Source organism: Azospirillum sp. A23 (genome assembly GCF_042938965.1).
In the GTDB taxonomy this organism is placed as follows: Bacteria; Pseudomonadota; Alphaproteobacteria; order Azospirillales; family Azospirillaceae; genus Azospirillum; species Azospirillum melinis.
This window is the reverse complement of record NZ_CP170667.1, coordinates 1,133,955-1,152,926: the sequence shown is the minus strand read 5'-3', so window position 1 is coordinate 1,152,926 and position 18,972 is coordinate 1,133,955. Positions and strand designations below refer to the sequence as shown.

The following is an 18,972-nucleotide window of genomic DNA, read 5'->3' as shown; positions in this document are numbered from 1 at the left end:
GCTGCGACCGGCGGTTCGACGCCCGGCGCCCCGCAGATGGGGCCTGACGCCGTCCACGCCAAGCCGGCGCGGCACTGGATGCGGCATTAACCTTTGGCATAGATTATTTCGGAACACTGGTCTATCGATGGACCACGCAACCATGCAGACCGGACAGGATCGATGACACCGCACGAGTTGGTTGCCGTGCTGGAAAAGCACGAGCGCTGGCTGAAGAACAAGTCGGGCGGTTCGCGCGCCAACCTGACCATGGCGAACATGGAAGGGTCGAACCTGTCCGGGGTCAATCTGGCCCAGGGCAAGCTGTCCGGCGCCAACCTGTCCCATTGCGACCTTTCGAACGCCAATCTCAGCACCGCCGACCTTTTCGCCGCGCACCTGACGAAGGCCGACCTGTCGGGCTGCAACCTCTATCGCGCCGACCTGCGCGGCGCCCACATGCGTGGCGCCAAGCTGAAGCGCGCGATCCTCAAGGAGGCCGACCTGCGCGGCGGCGCCCTGCTGTATGGCGGGCATGGCGGCAAGAATGGCAAGGGGCTCGATTTCGTCCGCTCCGACCTGTCGGGCACGGATTTCGACGACGCGTCGCTGAACAACGCCAACCTGTCGGGCGCCGACCTGACCGACGTGTCGATGAACGGTGCCGATTGCGAGGGCGCGCTGCTGACCGGCGCCACGCTGATGCGCGCCAGCATGAAAAGCTGCAATCTCGCCCGCGCCGACCTGCGCGGCAGCAACCTGTCCGGCGTGAATTTGCAGGGAGCGGTGCTGCGCGATGCCAACCTGACCGGCGCCATGCTGGCCGGAGCCAACCTGCGCAACGCCGACCTTCAGGGGGCGAAGCTGGAGGGTGCCGATCTGGCCGGGGCCGACACCACCGGCGCCAATCTGGCACGGTCGGCCGACAATTTCTCGGTCCAGATCCAGCAGGCGCTGCACAGCCATTACACCTGGATCAACACCAACGGAACGATGGGCGCCAGGGCCGACCTGACCGCCGCCGACCTCAGCCACATCGACCTGACGGGGGTCAACCTGTCGGGCGCCAATCTGAAACGGGCCAATCTCAGCGGCGCCAAGATGCGCGAGGCGCTGCTGATCATGTGCGACATCTCCGAAGCGGTGCTGGACGGCGCCGATTTCAGCGGGGCGATCCTGGACGGCGCCAATCTGCGCGGCGCCAACATGACCGGGATCCGGCTGGACGGGGCGGGAGTCGGCTGGGTCGATATAAAGGGACCGGACGGTCAGCCGACCGGTCGCCTGTGGGCGGCGAACCTGACCGGCGCAAGGCTGACCGGAAGTTCCTGCGTCCGCACCAACCTGCGCGGCGCCAACCTGTCCGACTGCGATTTCAGCAACGCCAACCTGACAGGTGCGATCCTGAGCGACGCCAACATCCGCGACGCGAAATTCACCGGGGCCAACCTGACCGGCGCCAGCCTGCCGCCGCCGCCGGACCCGGACGACGATTGACCCGAGATGCGGCTGATCGGATTGACGGCCGCTCCAGGCAAATCTTCCAAGATCGACTGAAACGGGACGGCGGGAGAAGCAGACCGAAGCAGCCTTGCGCTACCTCTCGTCCCGCCCGCCGCCGTCTTCGCCGTCGCGGGCCGCCGCGCAGGCGGCGTTGAGGTTGGCGCCGACACGGCGCAGCACCTCCAGCGTCAGGTCCAGATCTTCAGGCGCAATGCCGTCGATGGCGATCTGCGCGATCTCCGACGCGCTGGGCATCATCGTCTGACGCAGGGCCCGGCCCTTGTCGGTCAGAAAGACGTTCATCTTGCGGCGGTCGTGGCTGTTGCGCACGCGCTGGACCAGTCCCTGGCTCTCCATCACGTTGACGGCGGTGACCGTGGTCGGCTCCATCATGCCCACGCGGTGACTCAGCTCCCGCTGGGTCAATCCATCCTCTTCCCACAGGGCACGCAGGAAGAACCATTGCCCCATGCTGACCCCCGACCGCGCGATGCGTGTCTGGAGGGCGCGGGCGAAGGCGCGATTCACGTCCCGGACGACGAACGATAAAGCACCATCGGCCGAACCGGCCGCGTCTTCCGACTCGCCGGGGCGTTCCGGCTCCCACCCCTTGACAGACGCCTCCATACCGACAATCTCTCTGCCGTCGTTCCGTGCCCACAGCCACCCCAGCCCGTTGGCCGCGATGGACGGACAGCCGCCTGTCGAGGCGACGCCGCCGCATTGCATCCACCGGGTCCATGCCTGTCTGGTAACACCACCTTGACACGAGTGGGCATGGCTGCGTCATCCAATCATAACGTGTTGTGTGCAAAGCGCAAATCAATTGCGCAGCCATCGGTCGCCGGCATGCAATGATATGTCGGTTTTGGTCATCCAAATCGCCGGCAGCGTAAGCAGAACACGCCCACAGACTCTTCGCATGGCCGACTTGTGTCACATCCATCTTTTTGGGGACGTCGCCAGACACCATATCCGCATATGATGATCGATATGATGATTGCCGATTGGATCGGTTTTATTTGGCAATTCGTACAGCACTGGAGCATTAAATTAATATTTCGCTAAATTTTTGAGAATTCCTTTTCGACCACTTGCAACCGCCGCGACCTTTGGTCACACAAGCCCCGAACCGCCCTTCACAGGAGCCGCGAACCCGCAATGACCGCTTCGCCGACCGTCCCTTCGTCCCGTACCGTCACCGTCGCCGCCACCCAGATGGCCTGCAGCTGGGACCGTGCCGCCAACGTCGATGGCGTCGAATCGCTGATTCGCGAGTCTGCCGCCAAAGGCGCGCAGATCGTCCTGCCGCAGGAGCTGTTCGAGACCCCCTATTTCTGCAAGGACCAGAAGCAGTCGTTGTTCGAACTGGCTGCGCCGGCCGAAGGTCACCCGGTGATCGGACGGATGCAGGCTCTTGCGCGGGAGCTGTCGGTGGTCATCCCCGTCAGCTTTTTCGAGAAGGCCCGCAACGCCTATTACAACTCGATGGCCATGGTCGATGCGGACGGCAGCCTGCTGGGCGTCTACCGCAAGTCCCACATTCCCGACGGCCCCGGCTATCAGGAGAAATTCTATTTCAGTCCCGGCGACAGCGGCATCCAGGTGTTCAAGACCCGCTACGCCACGGTGGGCTGCGCCATCTGCTGGGACCAATGGTTCCCGGAGACGGCGCGCGTCATGGCTTTGAAAGGGGCGGAGATCCTGCTCTATCCCACCGCCATCGGCTCGGAACCGCAGGATTCCTCCATCGACAGCCAGGGCCACTGGACCAGGGTGATGCAGGGCCACGCCGGCGCCAACCTGATGCCGCTGGTGGCCTCCAACCGCGTCGGGGTTGAGCAGGGGGAAGGTTGCGCGCTGACCTTCTATGGCTCGTCCTTCATCGCCGGCCCGCAGGGGGAGATCGTCGCGCAGGCCGACCGCGAGAGCCGGACGGTCCTGACCGCCAGCTTCGACCTCGACCGCATCGCGGCGCAGCGCGCCTCCTGGGGCGTCTTCCGCGACCGCCGGCCGGAGCTGTATGGCGCCCTGCTGACGCTGGACGGCGAAACCACCCCGCGTCGCTGACCGGTTGAGAGGGGGAACTGACGCTGGCGACCGGCGCTGGCCACCGCGGCGTCAGACCGTCAGCCCCTTCCCCGTTCCGGAATTGCTTCCCGCAGTGCCGAGCGTCTGTGCCGCGCCGTAGGCGGCAGCAGCGCGGGCGGATGCCGTATCGCCACCCTGCCGGCGCTGGTCTGATTGGGCTTGCAGCTTCGCCGCATCGGCCTGTGCGGCGACTCGCAAGTCCTGAGGCGAGGGATCGGCCGGTGCGAGCGCCGCGGCCTTGACCTGCTCCATCTTGGCGACGGTGGCTGCCGGCTCCGATTCGGCGCTGACATCGATCGGTACCTCGCCGGCGGTGGCGTAGTTCTTGCCGTCCGGACCGCGGGTAAAGGTGAAGGAGGCGCCGCCGGCATGGGCACCGCCGGCCGCCTGATGCGCCGCCTCATGCTGGCGGACGCTGGTGTCGGCCTGCTTGAGTTTCTGGACCTGCTGCCGGGCTGCGTCGGACAGGGTGACGCTGTCGGCGGAGCCGCTCTTGCCATCCTGAGCACCGGATGCGTCCTTCCCGTCCCGCCGCAGCGGCAAGCTGCGCGGGGTGGAATAAGTTCCGATCGACGGGCTGGAGATGGAAAGGTCGGCAGCCACCGCCCGCATCCTCACTCAGATGCCGAACTTCCCATCAATTTAGGACGATTCGTCCGCACCGGCAACGGTATGGACATCCCTGCGACCGTCCCTAGGCCCGTCTCTCTGCCTCAGACCTGCTCGAAGCCGGTCAGGACGTTGGCGACATTGACGCCCAGATCGTCGACGGCATAGCCGCCTTCCAGCACGAACAGGGTCGGCAGGCCGAGTCCGGCGATGGCAGCGCCCATGCGCAGGAAATCCTCCGACAACAGGCGGAAGCGGGAAATCGGGTCGCCGCCATAGGTATCGGCGCCCAGAGACAGCACCAGAGCGTCGGCGCCGAACTCGCGGATGCGTGCCGCTGCGACGTCCAGCGCCTGGGCGTAAGCGTTCCAGTCGGTTCCCCAGGGCAGCGTCAGGTTCAGGTTCGCCCCTTCCCCGGCACCCGCTCCGGTCTCATCGGCATGACCGCAGAAATAGGGGAACTCGTCGGCCGGATCGGCATGGATCGACACGAACAGCACGTCGCCACGCTCCCAGAAGATTTCCTGGGTGCCGTTGCCGTGGTGATAATCGACGTCCAGCACCGCCACGCGCGCAGCCCCACCGTCGCGCAGGGATTGCGCCGCGATGGCCGCGTTGTTCAGGAAGCAATAGCCGCCGTAGAAGGCGTGGCCGGCATGGTGGCCCGGCGGACGGCACAGCGCAAAGGCGCTGCGGTCGCCGGCCCGCAGCCGGTCAGCGCCGGTCAGCGCGCTGTCGGCTGCGGATGTCGCAGCCCGCCAGGTGCCGGCGGTGATCGGCGTCCCCGCGTCGAAGGAGTAGAAGCCGAGCCGCCCGTCGATGGACCGGGGCACCCGCCGCCGCGACATCCCGGGAGCCACCCAGTTCAGCGGCAGCGCGTCGATGTCAGCACCATGCTCCGCCACCCAGTCGTCCCAGGCGGTCTGGAGAAAACCGAGGTAGCCGGCATCATGCACCCGTTCCAGCGGGGCGATGCCGTGACGGGTGGGCTCCACGACCGGCCCCATCCCGACCGCCTCGATCCGCGCCCGGACGATGTCGGCACGCGCGGGCTTCTCGTAGCAGGGAACGAGTTGGCCGTCGTTGAGTTCGGACCGGCCGGCCTGCAGCCGGTGCTCTTCACTGTGGATGACGATCACGCCGTTGGCTTCCTTGACTGTTTCGCCGTCCCGGAAAGGTTCGGACCGGCGGAAGGCGACCTCATCATAACGCCGCCCCGTCATCCGCGGATGCCACCCTTTTGCATGGCGCCCCGGACGCAGGCCATTGCCTTTCGGCCTATTGCACGCGATAGTGTTCAGCGCCGATCACTCGCGCTGTGCGGGTGGTTGCTGGGGTTGTTGGACATCATGTTGGCTGCTGCGTGCAGGATATTCGCCCGAATTGCGCCCGGGGCGGCGTTGATTCTGTGGGCGTGCGCCGTGTCGGCCGCCGGGCCCACGCGGGGCGATCCACTATTGCCGCGGCCTCAGCTGGCATCGACGGTCTACCCCCTGGAGGCGGCCTTCTCCACCCGTGCGGGAGAACCGTTGCGCCAGTTCGGCTATGACCTGTTCGCCTCCGCCACCGATGCGGCTTCGGCGACCGAGGCCGCGCCCGGCGCCATCCAGGGCGACTATGTCCTGAACACCGGCGACACCGTTCTGGTCACCCTGCGCGGCCAGAAATCCTTCAGCAAACGCTTCACCGTCGACCGAAACGGCCAGCTGGTGGTGGACGATCTGCGACCGCTGACGGCTGCCGGCCTGACGCTGGACGCCCTGCGACGCGACTTGACCGCCACCGTCGCCGCCACTTGGCCCAGCACCGATGCCTTCGCTTCGCTGGCGGAGGTGCGGCGGATCGGTGTGCTGGTCACCGGCGCTGTCCACCGCCCCGGCCGGCAGGAAATCAGCGCCTTCGCCACCGTGCTCGATGCGCTGTCGGCTGCCGGCGGTGTGGATCGCGGCGGCAGCCTGCGCGCGGTCAGGCTGATGCGGTCCGGCGGTGCGGTCATGGTCGACCTCTATGCCCTGCAAATCGCCGGTGCCACCGGCAACGCGGATATGCCGTTGCGTGACGGTGACCGCCTGTTCGTCCCGCCGCTCGGCGCCACCGTCGCGATTGCCGGACCGGTGAAACGGCCGGGCATTTATGAACTGCCGCCGGATGGTGGCCCCTTGTCGGCATCGGAGATGCGCGACCTCGCCGGTGGCGCGCTGCGGCCCGGCCGCGGCCGGCTTGTGCGATTCGGCATCGGACCGTCGGGCGAGGAAGCGACGGAGGAGATCGCCGATCCCGACGCCAAGCGGTTCGGTGACGGCGACCTGCTGCTGATTGCGCCGGAACGGGAAGACCGCCGCGGCGAGGTTCGGCTCGACGGACATGTGCTTCGTCCCGGCCCGCGCGCGCTGACCCGGGCTAAATCCTTGTCCGGACTGCTTTCCCGTGCGGATCTGCGCCCATCGGCCTATTTTCCCTTCGCCGCCCTGGAAAGCACGGCCCCTGCCACGGCGGCGCGCAGCCTGCGGCCAGTCGACCTGTCGGCCGTTCTGAACGGACGCGACCGCCGGCAGCTTTCGGACGGCGACACGCTCTATGTCCTGGGGACTGCGGATGTCGATTTCCTGACGTCGGAGGCGGTGCTGGCCCTGCTGCGCGGCGAACGCCAGCCGCCGCAGGATGCCTGTCCCGGTCTGGTCGCGCTGGCCCGCATCCTGGCGGCGGAGCCGGCCGGCACCCTCGCCACCGGTCCGCAGGCGCGCGCCGCCGCCACGCTGACCGGTTCCCGCACTCCCTGCCCGCCCCTGTTCGCGACGGTGCCGGACCTGCTGCCGCTTGCCCTGCGCCATTCCGTTCTGCGGCTGACCGGTGCGCCGCGGCCCGGTTTCTATCCCGTGGCCGATGGGCCGGAGAGCGCCGGCGCGCGCGAGACCATCGTCGAATCGGAAGCGCCTCAGTACGAGATGATCGGCCATGTCCGCCGGCCCGGCACCCGCAGGTTGCCGGCAGGGGCCACGCTGCACCAGGCTCTGGCGGAGGGCAAGGCCCTGAAGCGCGACGTGTATCCGTTGCTTGGCATCGTCGAACGCTATGACCGCCGGACCTTGACCCGCGCCTATCTGCCCTTCTCCCCGCAGGAGGTGGCTGCCGGACGTGCCGACCGTGCCCTGAGCGACGGTGACCGCATTCACCTGTTCGCCGCCGACGACATCCGCGGCCTGGTGAAGCCCACCGAATCCAAGACGGACAGCAACGCGGACGACGAGTCCGAACCGCCGATGCTGGCGGCCTTGCTCGATCCGGCCATCGTCGCGGTGATCGGAGAGCGGACTGTCCAGCTGCGTGGCGCCGTGCGCGATCCCGGCGGCTATCCGGTCGCCGACCTCACCCCGCTGGCGGCCCTGGTCGCGGTGGCAGGTGGGCTTTCCACCGACGCCGACCCCACGGTGGCGGAACTGACCGCCGCCAACGGCACTCGCATCGCCATCGACCTGACCCGCGACGGCGCCCGCAGGATCGGTCCAGGCGATGCGCTGCGTATCAACCCGCGACCGCAAGCGCTTGAGGCCCGCGCGGTCGCCATCGAAGGGGCGGTGCGCCGTCCCGGCCGTTACGACATCGGCCGTGGCGAGACGCTGTCCTCCCTGATCGCGCGGGCCGGCGGCCTGATCGACGACGCCTATCCGGCTGGGGCCGTGCTGACCCGCGAGAGCGAACGCCGCCGCGAGAAAGAACAGTTCCAGCTGCAAGCGCGCGAACTGGAGCGCACGCTGGCGCTGGAGGTGGAGAAGGGCGAGCCGGTGAAGGCGGAGAATGTCGCGCTGGCCCGCCAACTCGCCGCCCAACTCCGTGCTGCCGAGCCGCTCGGCCGCATCGTGGTGGAAGCGGACCCGGCTGTCCTGCGCAGCCGCCCGGCTCTCGACCCGCTGCTGGAGCCCGATGACCGGATCGTGATCCCGAAGCGACCGCTGACCGTGGCGGTATCGGGCGAGGTTCTTCACCCGACCGCGGCACAGTTCGTCAGCGGTAAGGATGCCGAGGATTACCTGAACGAGGCGGGCGGTCCGACCCGCGATGCCGACACCGGCCGCAGCTTCCTGGTCCTGCCGGACGGCCGGGCTCGGCCGCTGGCGCTGTCCTCCTGGAACCATCGGGTGGACGTCATCCCGCCCGGGTCGATCCTGGTGGTACCGCGCGACCCCCGTCCCTTCGACGGGCTGGACGCCACCAAGGCCATCGGCAACATCCTGAGCCAACTGGCGATCACTGCCGCCTCGATTTCGGTGATCACGCGATGACGGCGCCCGCCCCGCTCCGACTCGCCATCCTGACCGTGGTCCGCAACGACTGCGCCGGACTGGCCGACACCTATGACAGCCTGCGCGGGCAGCTCTGTCCCAGCATCGTCTGGCTGGTCGCCGACGGCGCCTCCACCGATGGAACGGCGGAGTGGCTGGCGGGACATGCCGATGTCCCGCTGTGGTCGCGCTCAGCCCGCGACTCGGGACTGTACGATGCGATGAACGATGCGCTCGCCGCCGCGGGCCGGCTGGGCTGCAGCCATGTGCTGTTTCTGAATGCCGGCGACCGGCTGGCGGAGCCGGGCAGCGGCATGCGGCTTTTGCAAGCGATTGCCCGGCATCCCGACTGCGCCCTTCTCTATGGCGATGCGCTGGAACGGCTGGGTGACGGACGTATCCTGCTGAAGCGCGCCCGCTCCCACCGCTGGGCATCGCTGGGCATGTTTACCCACCATCAGGCGATGATCTACTCCGTGACCGCGCTGGCAGGGCTGCGCTTCGACTCCGGTTACCGGATCGCGGCCGATTATGACTTAACCTTGTCGGTGCTGAAGCGCGGACGGGCCGAACGGCTGCACTGGCCGGTCTGTCTGTTCGCGGCCGGCGGCCTGTCGCAGCGCGACGCAACCACTGGCCGGCATGAGCAAACAGCGATTCGACAAAGGCATTTCGGCCATAGAACCACACACGCCGCAATGATCGCCATCGCTCAACGAGTCGCACTGGCATTGCGCCACCATCTTCCCGCTCTATACGCGAAATTACGTTTCAGATGCCCTGAAATTTAATGTCTTTCGCTCTCTTCCTCCCCCTTCCACCCAAACGGACCGTTGATACGCACAAATGGTTGCATAGAATTTACTTTCTGAACTAAGCATTCTCGCGGCGCCTTCCCTCTGGCTTTCCTTTCGAGGTACGACTTATGAGCGCGACCAAGACCAAACTCGCCCCCGCCCACACCCTGTCGCGCCGCGGCGAAGGTCCCAACCCCATCGACATCCATGTCGGAGCCCGCCTGCGGCTTCGCCGGACCCTGCTTGGCCTGAGCCAGGAGAAGCTGGGCGAAGCGGTCGGGATCACCTTCCAGCAGCTCCAGAAGTACGAGCGTGGGTCGAACCGCATCAGCGCCAGCCGCCTTTACAACCTCTCCCAGGTTCTCGGTGTGCCGGTCAGCTACTTCTTCGACGACATGCCGTCGCCCGACCAGATTGCCGCCGAAGTCCCGGCCGAGGCGATGAGCGAGACGGACGAGTTCGAATCGATGGCCCGCCGCGAGACGCTGGAACTGGTGCGCGCCTATTACCGGATCGAGGATCCGGGTGTGCGCAAGCGGACCTTCGACCTGCTCAAGGCGCTGGGTGGCGACCGGATCGCGCTGCTCGAAGAGTAAGGGTCGCCGGACGGACGGACAGTCCGGACAGACTCGGAAGCGGCGCGGATGGACGGGAAACGGTCGAACGCTCCCGGTGCCATTGCCGCCGACCGCATCTTGAGCCCGACCTGCCAATAGTAGAACGCGCGCGCCAGCGCGTGGTCTAGCCCGGCTGCGCCATCGAGGACGCCAAGGCGCAGCACATAGGCATGCAGAAACGCCAAGAGCGGCCGGCCCGGCAGGCGCTGGAAAAGCCGCTTCTGCATGCGCCGGCCGATGAGGGCACGAAGGCTGGGAAAGGCGCTGGAGCCGCCATCCGGTTCACCCGTTATCAGCCGCTCCATCCGACCGTCGGCACGAATCGCCGCCTCCCAATCGGAATAGCGGTTATGGCGGTCGAACCAGGCCGAGAGCGGCTTGGCATCCTCATGGTCCATCGGGTGGCGAAGCCGGCCGGTCGTGCCGGCCACCTGCGGCTGGTAATGCCCCTCCACCTCCCACATAGCGGCGATATCCAGGTCGGGCTGATCGGGAAAGCGCGCGCGCCGACGGTCCAACAAAGCAAGCTTGCGATTCCAGCAGCCGAAACGCAGCCGCCGGCCGCGGACGACCGGCCTGCCGTCGATCCAGTAGGCCGCGCAGGCCGGGCCTAACGCCATCAGCCGGGCGATCTCCTCAACCAGCTCCGGCGTCAGCCGCTCGTCGGCATCGACGAACAGAACCCAGTCATGGGCGAATGGCAGACTATCCAGGCACCACTGCTTCTTCTTGGGGTAGCGGCCATTCCAGCGGAAGGGAACCAGGCGGGCGCCATGTGACCATGCGATGTCCGGCGTGCCGTCGTCGCTGCCGCTGTCGACCACGAAGCACTCGGCGAATCGGGCGAGCGGCGGCAGGCACTGCGGCAGGTTCGCCGCCTCGTTGCGCGTCATCACCACCACGGAGACCGGAATTGCCGTCGTGGCGGGCACAGGCATGTTGGACATCCTCATGGCGCCGCCTCCATTCCCGTCGTCCGTTCCCGCAGGGCATGGGACACGGATAGGGCGAATCCGGCTGCGACCAGCCCGACCAGCCCGGCCAGCGGAATCACCACGGCCGGGTTCGGCCAGTCCGGCAGGGTGGCGGCGGCCGGCGGCTGGATCATGTCGGCGGCAAAGGGCAGATCGACGCCGATCATCATCGCGACCCGTTCCTGGTCCAGCAGCAGGTCGCTCAACGCCTGCCGGTGTTCCGCAACGGTGACGGCACCGAGACGAAGCTTGATGTGGGCGATCTGGGCGGCACTGCGCCGGGCCGCTTCCGCCCGCAGATGGGCGTCGGTGGCCGCGGCGATCCGCCCGAGCAGTTCCACTGCAATCGCCCGGTCGGCATGGCGGAAGGTGATCCGCCGCATCGGACCCGACCGCAGCATGTCGACAACCAGCCGATCACGCAGGGCGCGCGCCACGCGGTCGCCGTCCGGCTCAACCCAATCCTCGCGCCCGACCATTGCCAGCAAAGCCCGCTTCACCGTCGGGAACAGTCCGGGCGGCGGACGCCAACGCTCCGCCTCCGCATCCCAGCGTTCGGCAAACAGGGCGCGCAGGATGGCGGGGTCCGCAGCCAGACGGTCGGCCACCGGTCCCGAACCGAACAGTTCAAGATAGCGGGCGAAATCCGACAGCGATTCGTCTCCCGCCCCCGGCTCGGCAACACCGGCGGAATCGCGGCCGTTGAGCGTCGGCACCCGAGCCCCCATCGCAGCGGAGCCGACCCGGGCCGTCGGCCCGATCACCATTGCCGCGGTATAGGCCGGCGTCACCAGCCACAGAGCCGCCACCGCCAGCGCCAGACCGCCCACCCAGCCGCCGACCAACCAGCGCCAGCCGGTCCGCAGGGTGCGAACGACGTTGCGCAGGTCTCCCTCCCCTCCGGCCATCGGCAGAGCCAGCGTCATGGCATGCGGCGGAGGTTGGGTGTGACGCGGGGCGATGACGCCGTCAGGCATGGGGCAACGGCCTCCCCAACAGGGGCCGGACGGCACGGCGTGTCTCGACCAGACGTTCGGCCAACCCGACGAAGGCCGCGGCGGCACGGTCGGCCGTCCAGGCTTCGGTCTTGCGGGCGGCGCGCTCCCCCTCCGCGGCGCAGCGGTCGGGGGCGGCGGCATAGGCGCGCACGGCTTCGGCAATGGCGGCCCCGTCGAACGGGTCGATCACCATGCCGCATCCGTCCACATGCGCCGTCGCCTCGCTTCCGGCCGGTCCCAGGAACAGGCAGGGCCGGCCGGCCGCCTGCACCCCGGCCAGCTTGCTCGGCACCAACATCCCCTCCGCCGCCGGGTCCATCGCCACCAGATGCAGGTCGGCGGCGGACAGGCACTCCGCCAACCGGTCGGCAGGCTGCCAGGGAAGCCGGCGCAGGTTGCGTACGCCCTTGCGGCGTGCGGCCTCTTCCACCGCAGCGAAGCCCCTGCCCTCGCCGACCAGCAGGAAAATCACGGATGGATCGCTGTGCTGCAGCCGGGCCGCCGCCTCCAGCACGCCGTCCATCGGATGGGCAAGCCCCAGCGTGCCGGAATAGGCCACGAGGAAACGGCCGTCGCCCTCCGCCAACCCCAGCGAATGGCGGACGCTGTTGCCGACCTTCTCCAGGGGACGGATCGCCGGATCGGACCAATTGGGCAGCAGGGTCACCCGATCCGCCGCCACGCCGGATGCGACGATGCGTTCGCGCATGCAGCGCCCAATGGCGATCACCCCATCCTGCCGCCGCAATGCCCGCGCCATACCATGCCCGGCCACGCGGAGAAGCAGGTCCGGCATCCGCACGCCCAGCACCGGAAGAAGATCCGGGTAAAGATCCTGGCACCAGTGCAGCGACGCCACACCATGGCGCGCAGCCAAAACCGGGCCGGCCAGCGCCAGCATCGGCGGATCGGTCATCGTCACGACGAGGTCGTGGCGCGGCAGGCGCAGGGCCTGAACCGTGAGTCGGCAAAGCGCCTCGATATAGGCGCGCGTGTCGGGCCGCTCACCCTCCGCCACCCTGCGGCCGGTGCGGATGAGCGTGACCCCGTCCGGAACAGCGCAGTTCGGCGCCTTGTCGCTGTCCGGCTCGCCATCCGCAACCACCGTCACCCGCCAGCCCGCGGCCGCGATTCGCCCGGACAAATCCGACAGGCAACGTCCAGTCGCCCCACGGTCAGGCGGGAACACCCGGTTGACGAAAATGATGGATGGTCGGTCGAGCAACACGGCGCACCGAAGCGTGAATTACACGCGAAAGTATGAAGATCCTCTAAGGCTCAGACAACCCCTTCCTGCATTCGGCCGCCAAAAGCATCAGGGATAGGATGACGCCGGTGTCGAGATACTTGAAACTCGTGTGAAGGCAGAGCGCCATCGCCAGCGGCGGCACCACCGCCAGGGCCAGCGGCGGATCGGCCGCCAGCAGCCCGCACCAGGGCCTGACCAGCGCGCCGAGGTAGGCCGCCAGCGCCACCATGCCGCACAGTCCGGTCTTCAGCAGGCTGTAGCTCGCCAGCGTGTGGGTATAGCTGACCCGCCAGCCGCCCACCGCCGGATTGGCGATCCGCGCGCCCCAACCGTCGCCGAACAGCAATGCCCAGGGAGAGGCGACGGCATGCTCGATCACCGCCGCCGCCTCTTCCCACCGGGCATTGATCCCGGTCAGCCGCGTCTTCTCCGCCGCCTGCTGCCACGCTCCGACCAGCGCATCCCCACCGACGGCAACCGCCAGCCCCAGACCGATCAGCAGAGGCAAGGCCAGCCACGCCTGCCGCCGCGCCCACCACAGGGCGATCAGCGCCAGCGACAGCAGCGCCAGCCCCAGCGCGGTGCGGTGGACCGCTCCGGCGAGCGCGGCGAGGCAGAGAGCCCCGCCGACGGCACAGGGGATCGCGGCGAGCCACCAGCGGAACCGGCCGCCGACACCGATCAGCGACAAGGCCGTCGCCGGCAGGACCACGGCGGCGAACAGCACCGCAGGCGCATTGAGCAGATAGGCGCCACCGTCGGCCATCGCCCGCTGTCCGATGGCGCCGAACCCCCAATCCGCCTGCCGCCACCAGCGCAAGGTCAGCAGCAGGCCGGCAATGCCAAGCCCACCGGCCAACGCGCGCACAGCGGTCCGCCCCGCGGCGCGCAGCGCCGGCACCAGAAGCACGGGAAGGAACAGGTACAGGAGGGGCACGACGTCGCGCAGGATATCGACCGCATCCCACCCCAGCGCCGCCGCGCGCAGCAACGGCACCCACAGCAGCCAGGCGAATGCCGCAACCGCCACTGGCATCCATTCCCTGTCAGGCGACGTCCGCAGCGCATGACCGCTCGCCACTGCCAGAGGCCATTTCCAGCCTATCGACAGCAGGATCAGAAGGCCGATGGACAGTTCCACCCCTCGCAGGGCCGGCGGCGCCGGCACGCTGAGGCCGCCATAGAGAAGCAGGGCTGCCGCCATCGACAGCGCGCCCATCCGTGCGGCGGCCACCGTCATGGCCGCCCCTCGCGGAAATCGGCCGCGTGGCTCAGGCCCAGCGCTGCTCGGCGCGGTCCAGGCGATAGAACAATCCCTCCTGCGGGCGCAGCCGCAAGGTTCCGGTCAGGGTCAGCGGTTCCCGCGTCGCCGGCAGGGCGATGGCGGTGTGGACATGCATCATGGTCGCCGGTCCTGGGCTTTCGCAGGCGGGACAGCCCATCGGATTGGCCGACAGGATGAAGCGGTTGTGGGCGGCGCCGTCGGTCAGCGGCACCATGAAGCCGCGCACGGTGACCGGCCGGCCGTCCAACGCCGACACCTTCACCGGAAATTGCGGATCGCCGGCCAGACCGCCCATCCTCACGGCGCCCAGGTCGCGCCAGATCGCCGTGGACTCGTCCAGCGGCAGATGAAAGGGGCCGGCGGGGTGGCTCGGCGCCTCCGACGTTCCGGCAGCCCAAACGGCCCAGCCGGCGACGGGGGCGAGCGCAAGCGGCAACAAAATCTGGCGCCGGCCGGGCATGGCCGTGCCAAGACGGGTGGCGGTGGTCATGGTCGCTTCTCCCCTGCTGCGTTGCTTCGTCACCGGGGCTGCGAAATCGGGGCGCCGTGTGTTGTCGAAGTCTTTTGTCCGGTCGCCTGGGAATTATCCGAGGAACAGCTGTGTCCGGTGCGGGGCGACGCCTTCTGTTGGGCGGTCGCCGATTGCGCGAAAGTCTCCGGCAAGCGCAGTTCAAGGTCAACCGGCAATTCTGCCGGGCGCAGCAGGAAATGGAACGCGTAAGGATAGGTTTCCACCAACCCGGCATCCCCACTCTTTCAAAAAAACGCAATCTGTTTGACGGGGTGCGGCACCGCCCGTCATAGTCCCACCGCTGCCCCTGCCGCACTGCACACAGTGCGGCGCAAGCCGTTCCGATGACGAGACGAGCCATGGAAACCTTCCGCTTCCAGCCGGGCGAAACCCCGGTCCTGCTCAGCATTCCGCATGTCGGGACCATGATTCCGCCGGACATCGCCGCAGCGATGACGCCGGAGGGACTGGTGCAGCCCGACGTCGACCGCCATCTGGACCGGTTGTACCACTTCGCCCCCGCGCTCGGAATCGGTTTCCTGACGGCGCTGTGCTCGCGTTATGTGGTGGACCTCAACCGCGATCCCGACGGCGTCGTGCCGCAGCCGGGGCAAGACCCCACCGAAATCTGCCCCCTGACGACGTTCGACCGCGCACCGATCTATCGACCGGGACTGGAGCCCGACCGTGCGGAGATCGAGCGGCGGGTCGGCGCCTATTGGCGTCCGTATCATGAGCAGATGCGCAACGAGCTGCGCGCCTTGCGCGACCGCTATGGCGTGGCGATCCTGTTCGACGCCCATTCGGTGCGCAGCACGGTTCCGCGCTTCTTCGACGGCACCCTGCCCGACTTCAACCTGGGCACCGGCGACGGCAGCAGCGCCGCCCAGCCGCTGGTCGTCAGGCTGATGAATGTGCTTTCGGCATCGGAGCGCTATTCAGCCGCGCTGAACGGCCGCCTGCGCGGCGGTTTCATCATCCGCAGCTATGGCCAGCCGGAAGAGAACATCCACGCCATCCAGCTCGAACTGACCCAGTCCACCTATATGGACGAGGACTCCCCTTATCACTTCCGCCCGGCGCTGGCGGCAGAGGTGAAGCCGTCGCTGGAGCGGCTGCTGAGCGTCGTGGTCGAATGGGCATGGCAGAAGGCCAGCGGCCAGCGGCGGGCGGCGTTCCTGTAACGCCTCACCGCCTGCCAAAAGACCCGCTGTGCAAAAGGGTCTACCATGAAAGAGTGGCCCTCCCCCGTCGCCGGGGAAGGGCCGAAGGACGGCCTGATCGGGGATGGATCAGATCTGGCCGCGCTCGCTGGCCTGACGCATCAGGACATATTGGCGCATCATCTGGTTGCGGAAGCGATAGCGCTCCAGTCCCGGCTCGACCACCGGGGCCAGGACCCCGCCATGGTCCTCCCGCGTCAGGCGCTTCAGCAGGTCGAGCGTCGAGGCGCTCGGCAATTCTCCGCTATCACCAGCCAGATCCTTGGGATCGAACACGCCATAGGCATCGGCCGGACACAGCGCCGCAGCCAGCAGAGCGTCCTCCAGCTCGGCCCTACGGTCGGCGGCCAGCGCACGGGCGTAGCTCTCGACAATGCCGCGCTCGGCTTCCTGCAGGCAGCGGGCGACGGCATAGGCCAGATCCGGCCGCTCCACCAGCTTGCTTCCGCGGCTGACGGCGCTGCGCGCCGCATGCAGGCCAAGAAGCTGGGCGTAATACGGCAGGCCACGCACGAACTCCGCGATCCGCCGCACCACGTCGGGGGCGAACTCGATGCCGGCATTCTGCGCGCCGGCCTGGATCAGCCGGCCGATCTCCTGATCGGTCATCAGTGGCAGATGAACCGGAACCAGCGAGCGCTGGATCGACGGATGCTTGCCCAGCAGCTGGTCGAGATTCTCGGCGACGCCGACCACCAGCAGGGTGACCGGGATCGAGCTGTCGGTCAGGTTCTTGAACAGCTCCGCCAGCTTGTTGCGGAAATCCTCGTCCTGGACGCGGTCGTACTCGTCCAGGATCAGCAGCACATGGGTGGCGTGGATGCCCGACAGAACCTCGTTCAGCTCGGTGACGCTGAAGGTGCCGTCCGGCAGCAGCTCGTTCAGGCTGGCGAAGTTGCGCCGCGCCGCGAACGGATTGTCGAGCGCGGAACGGTAATAGGTCGACGGGATTTTCTTCAGGAAGTGCCTGAAGATGTCCTCGAAACTCAGTTCGCCGCTGCAGGTCAGCTTCAGCGACAGATAGCCCGCCTGCCCCGCGATCTTTTCGATCGCATTGGCGACGGAGGTCTTTCCGCGGCCACGGTCGCCGTAGAGGATGACGTGCGCCCGCTCCTCTTCGATGGCCGAGATGATGCGGCGCAGCGTGTCGTTGCGGCCGATGAACAGGCCGTTCAGCTGCTGCTTCGGCCGGGTCGGGGTGAAGGCTTCGCGCAGCAGGCCGTTCAGTTCCGGCGTCAGGCCCTTCAGCATGGCCGGCGCATTGGCGCCCATGCCGCCGCGATAGCCGCCGTTGACGGACATTGTAAAGCGCGGCAGGTCGTGCTCGCCCTCAACATCCTGGCCGCCCGGCTGCGGGAACATGTGGCCGCGGCGGTCGCCGGTGGCCTCGTTGTCGATGATATCGGGCAGCCGCGGCGCGGCCGGACCGCGCATCGCTTCGAATCCGGCACGGCCACCGATGCCGGCGCCGCTGCCACCACCCATGTTGCCGTCCACCGGACGCAGGTGAGCCCCACCGGGCCGGGCGAATCCCGGTCCATTGGAAAAGCCACCGGCCCCGGCATTGCCCATCCCAGGCCCCGCGACGCCGGAACCGCTCATGCCCGGTCCACCCATGCCCGGTCCGCCGGTCAGCGGATTCGAACCAAGGCCGCCACCGGTGATGCCCGGATTACCAAGGCTGCCACCGGCAGCCGGCATGCGCTCGTCGGCCACAGCGGCCGAACGACGCTTTCGAAAGAAATTCCGCATCCGTCCCAATCCCCACGCGTTGTCGGCGTTCGCGGAACCGGCCCCCTTTCGGCTTCTCGAATGGGCCAGGGACGGGTCCGCGTGTTCCCGATGTAAGCGCTGCGCCGGCCGGGGTGGGCTGGGATTTCGGATATAATACCGACGCGGCATTCCCCCTTTGGGGACCTCTTTCGAAGGGATGCGCCCCCGAAACCCTCGGGCGCATCCCGGCCATCCTCAGCCGATCAGAATCGGCCCGACCGTGGCCCAGCCGTAGAGCACCGCCAGGAAAAAGGCGAGGGTCATGCATTCGCGCAGGAAAGCCAGAACCGACATGCCAACCTCCGTTGTTCGCGTCTTGTTCCGATAGAGCTACCAGAACGGACGAGGAACGGCAACCAATCAGTTCCTCCTATGTTCCTGCTTCGGACTCAGGTGTTCCATTCCGGACACAGATCGAACGGACAGGAGGTTGGAAAGTTACGTGTCGAATGCAGGAATCTGTCAGGCCGGGTCGGCGTCGTCGTAGCGGATCAGGTCGGTCCAGGCGCGTTCCAGCCGGCGTAGCGTGCGATAGGTGGTCTCGAAGTCGGCACCGTCGCTGTCGGTCCTCAGCAAGGTGTCGGCGCGCGTCGCTTCCAGCTTCTTCAGCGCCTCGCAGGTGGCAAGCCCCTGGGCGGACAGCTTGAGCCGGGCTGCCCGCCGGTCGCGCTGGGACGGGCTGCGGTCGACATATCCCGCCTCCACCAGATGCTTCAGATTGTAGGAGGCGTTGGAGCCCAGATAATAGCCGCGCTCCAGCAGGTCGCGGACCGACAGTTCCTCGGTGCCTATGTGCAGCAGCATCAGCGCCTGTGTCGGGCTGAGGTCGGTCACGCCGATGCGGGCCAGTTCCATCCGAAGCACGTCAAGGAAGCGCCGGGTGATGCTTTCCATGACGCGGCCAAGGTCGGTGTAGACCGCGGGGGCCGCCACACTCTGCTGCATGCTCATCGTTCCTGTGCCAGTGGCTCGCAAAAGCCGTTGTCCGGTCGCCGCGGCACTGCCGCGTTTTGCCGACCGGCGGACCGGGGAAGCGGCGCCCAAGCCGATGCTGGAGCACCCCTTCCCGTCGCCGTTTCTTAA

At 67.7% G+C, this 18,972-nt stretch carries 16 protein-coding genes; 6 read left to right on the top strand and 10 right to left on the bottom strand.

The window, feature by feature from the left end; all coding sequences use genetic code 11:
• Positions 1-162: 162 nt before the first annotated feature.
• The gene (locus ABNQ40_RS22825) at positions 163-1,476 is read left to right on the top strand and encodes a pentapeptide repeat-containing protein (protein WP_109051704.1); all 1,314 of its coding nucleotides are present in this window, start codon (positions 163-165) and stop codon (positions 1,474-1,476) included.
• 99 nt (positions 1,477-1,575) lie between these two features.
• On the opposite strand, the gene ABNQ40_RS22820 is transcribed toward ABNQ40_RS22825, so the two are convergent.
• A complete protein-coding gene (locus ABNQ40_RS22820) occupies positions 1,576-2,109 on the bottom strand; it encodes a MarR family winged helix-turn-helix transcriptional regulator (protein WP_109051703.1) in 534 nt (177 codons plus the stop codon).
• A gap of 534 nt (positions 2,110-2,643) precedes the next feature.
• Here ABNQ40_RS22820 and aguB point away from each other — a divergent pair.
• Positions 2,644-3,552, top strand: coding sequence for an N-carbamoylputrescine amidase (aguB, locus tag ABNQ40_RS22815; RefSeq protein WP_109051702.1), 909 nt, complete (start codon positions 2,644-2,646; stop codon positions 3,550-3,552).
• 51 nt (positions 3,553-3,603) lie between these two features.
• Here aguB and ABNQ40_RS22810 read toward each other — a convergent pair whose 3' ends face one another.
• Together ABNQ40_RS22810 and ABNQ40_RS22805 are read right to left on the bottom strand one after the other, a co-directional pair.
• The gene (locus ABNQ40_RS22810) at positions 3,604-4,185 is read right to left on the bottom strand and encodes a putative metalloprotease CJM1_0395 family protein (protein WP_109051701.1); all 582 of its coding nucleotides are present in this window, start codon (positions 4,183-4,185) and stop codon (positions 3,604-3,606) included.
• Between the two features lie 101 nt (positions 4,186-4,286).
• The gene (locus tag ABNQ40_RS22805; protein ID WP_109491168.1) at positions 4,287-5,321 is read right to left on the bottom strand and encodes a histone deacetylase family protein; all 1,035 of its coding nucleotides are present in this window, start codon (positions 5,319-5,321) and stop codon (positions 4,287-4,289) included.
• A 318-nt stretch (positions 5,322-5,639) separates the two neighbouring features.
• Here ABNQ40_RS22805 and ABNQ40_RS22800 point away from each other — a divergent pair, with 318 nt between their 5' ends.
• The 3 genes from ABNQ40_RS22800 (at position 5,640) to ABNQ40_RS22790 (ending at position 9,855) form a co-directional block, all read left to right on the top strand.
• A complete protein-coding gene (locus ABNQ40_RS22800) occupies positions 5,640-8,462 on the top strand; it encodes an SLBB domain-containing protein (RefSeq protein ID WP_247880039.1) in 2,823 nt (940 codons plus the stop codon).
• Entirely contained in the window at positions 8,459-9,253 is a 795-nt protein-coding gene (locus tag ABNQ40_RS22795) for a glycosyltransferase (protein ID WP_109051700.1), read from the top strand. Before ABNQ40_RS22800 ends, ABNQ40_RS22795 begins: the two co-directional genes overlap by 4 nt.
• Positions 9,254-9,387: 134 nt before the next feature.
• Positions 9,388-9,855 (top strand): helix-turn-helix domain-containing protein, encoded by a 468-nt coding sequence (locus ABNQ40_RS22790; protein WP_109051699.1) that lies wholly within the window; start codon positions 9,388-9,390, stop codon positions 9,853-9,855.
• Here ABNQ40_RS22790 and ABNQ40_RS22785 read toward each other — a convergent pair.
• The 5 genes from ABNQ40_RS22785 to ABNQ40_RS22765 are packed head-to-tail and all read right to left on the bottom strand — an operon-like array spanning position 9,765 to position 14,872.
• Positions 9,765-10,829, bottom strand: coding sequence for a glycosyltransferase family 2 protein (locus tag ABNQ40_RS22785; RefSeq protein WP_391348991.1), 1,065 nt, complete (start codon positions 10,827-10,829; stop codon positions 9,765-9,767). The two genes, ABNQ40_RS22790 and ABNQ40_RS22785, sit on opposite strands and share 91 nt — an antisense overlap.
• Positions 10,826-11,827 carry a hypothetical protein gene (locus ABNQ40_RS22780; protein WP_109051698.1) on the bottom strand — a complete coding sequence of 334 codons (1,002 nt, stop codon included), beginning with the start codon at positions 11,825-11,827 and terminating at the stop codon, positions 10,826-10,828. Before ABNQ40_RS22780 ends, ABNQ40_RS22785 begins: the two co-directional genes overlap by 4 nt.
• Complete coding sequence (locus ABNQ40_RS22775) at positions 11,820-13,076, bottom strand: glycosyltransferase family 4 protein (protein WP_391348989.1); 1,257 nt, start codon at positions 13,074-13,076, stop codon at positions 11,820-11,822. The genes ABNQ40_RS22780 and ABNQ40_RS22775 overlap by 8 nt, the downstream gene beginning before the upstream one ends.
• Positions 13,077-13,119: 43 nt before the next feature.
• Positions 13,120-14,337 (bottom strand): hypothetical protein, encoded by a 1,218-nt coding sequence (locus ABNQ40_RS22770; protein WP_109051697.1) that lies wholly within the window; start codon positions 14,335-14,337, stop codon positions 13,120-13,122.
• 31 nt (positions 14,338-14,368) lie between these two features.
• Complete coding sequence (locus ABNQ40_RS22765) at positions 14,369-14,872, bottom strand: hypothetical protein (RefSeq protein WP_109051696.1); 504 nt, start codon at positions 14,870-14,872, stop codon at positions 14,369-14,371.
• 380 nt (positions 14,873-15,252) lie between these two features.
• On the opposite strand from ABNQ40_RS22765, the gene hutG reads away from it, so the two are divergent.
• Complete coding sequence (hutG, locus tag ABNQ40_RS22760; RefSeq protein ID WP_109051695.1) at positions 15,253-16,077, top strand: N-formylglutamate deformylase; 825 nt, start codon at positions 15,253-15,255, stop codon at positions 16,075-16,077.
• 108 nt (positions 16,078-16,185) lie between these two features.
• On the opposite strand, the gene ABNQ40_RS22755 is transcribed toward hutG, so the two are convergent.
• Entirely contained in the window at positions 16,186-17,718 is a 1,533-nt protein-coding gene (locus ABNQ40_RS22755; protein ID WP_247880034.1) for an ATP-binding protein, read from the bottom strand.
• Between the two features lie 633 nt (positions 17,719-18,351).
• Positions 18,352-18,840 carry a MarR family winged helix-turn-helix transcriptional regulator gene (locus ABNQ40_RS22750; RefSeq protein WP_109051694.1) on the bottom strand — a complete coding sequence of 163 codons (489 nt, stop codon included), beginning with the start codon at positions 18,838-18,840 and terminating at the stop codon, positions 18,352-18,354.
• Positions 18,841-18,972: the final 132 nt, after the last annotated feature.

Coding starts and splice junctions, on each gene's coding strand:
- ABNQ40_RS22825 (WP_109051704.1), top strand. CDS start 163: ATGACACCGCACGAGTTGGTTGCCGTGCTGGAAAAGCACGAGCGCTGG.
- ABNQ40_RS22820 (WP_109051703.1), bottom strand. CDS start 2,109: ATGGAGGCGTCTGTCAAGGGGTGGGAGCCGGAACGCCCCGGCGAGTCG.
- aguB (WP_109051702.1), top strand. CDS start 2,644: ATGACCGCTTCGCCGACCGTCCCTTCGTCCCGTACCGTCACCGTCGCC.
- ABNQ40_RS22810 (WP_109051701.1), bottom strand. CDS start 4,185: ATGCGGGCGGTGGCTGCCGACCTTTCCATCTCCAGCCCGTCGATCGGA.
- ABNQ40_RS22795 (WP_109051700.1), top strand. CDS start 8,459: ATGACGGCGCCCGCCCCGCTCCGACTCGCCATCCTGACCGTGGTCCGC.
- ABNQ40_RS22790 (WP_109051699.1), top strand. CDS start 9,388: ATGAGCGCGACCAAGACCAAACTCGCCCCCGCCCACACCCTGTCGCGC.
- ABNQ40_RS22785 (WP_391348991.1), bottom strand. CDS start 10,829: ATGAGGATGTCCAACATGCCTGTGCCCGCCACGACGGCAATTCCGGTC.
- ABNQ40_RS22780 (WP_109051698.1), bottom strand. CDS start 11,827: ATGCCTGACGGCGTCATCGCCCCGCGTCACACCCAACCTCCGCCGCAT.
- ABNQ40_RS22770 (WP_109051697.1), bottom strand. CDS start 14,337: ATGACGGTGGCCGCCGCACGGATGGGCGCGCTGTCGATGGCGGCAGCC.
- ABNQ40_RS22765 (WP_109051696.1), bottom strand. CDS start 14,872: ATGACCACCGCCACCCGTCTTGGCACGGCCATGCCCGGCCGGCGCCAG.
- hutG (WP_109051695.1), top strand. CDS start 15,253: ATGGAAACCTTCCGCTTCCAGCCGGGCGAAACCCCGGTCCTGCTCAGC.
- ABNQ40_RS22755 (WP_247880034.1), bottom strand. CDS start 17,718: ATGAGCGGTTCCGGCGTCGCGGGGCCTGGGATGGGCAATGCCGGGGCC.
- ABNQ40_RS22750 (WP_109051694.1), bottom strand. CDS start 18,840: ATGAGCATGCAGCAGAGTGTGGCGGCCCCCGCGGTCTACACCGACCTT.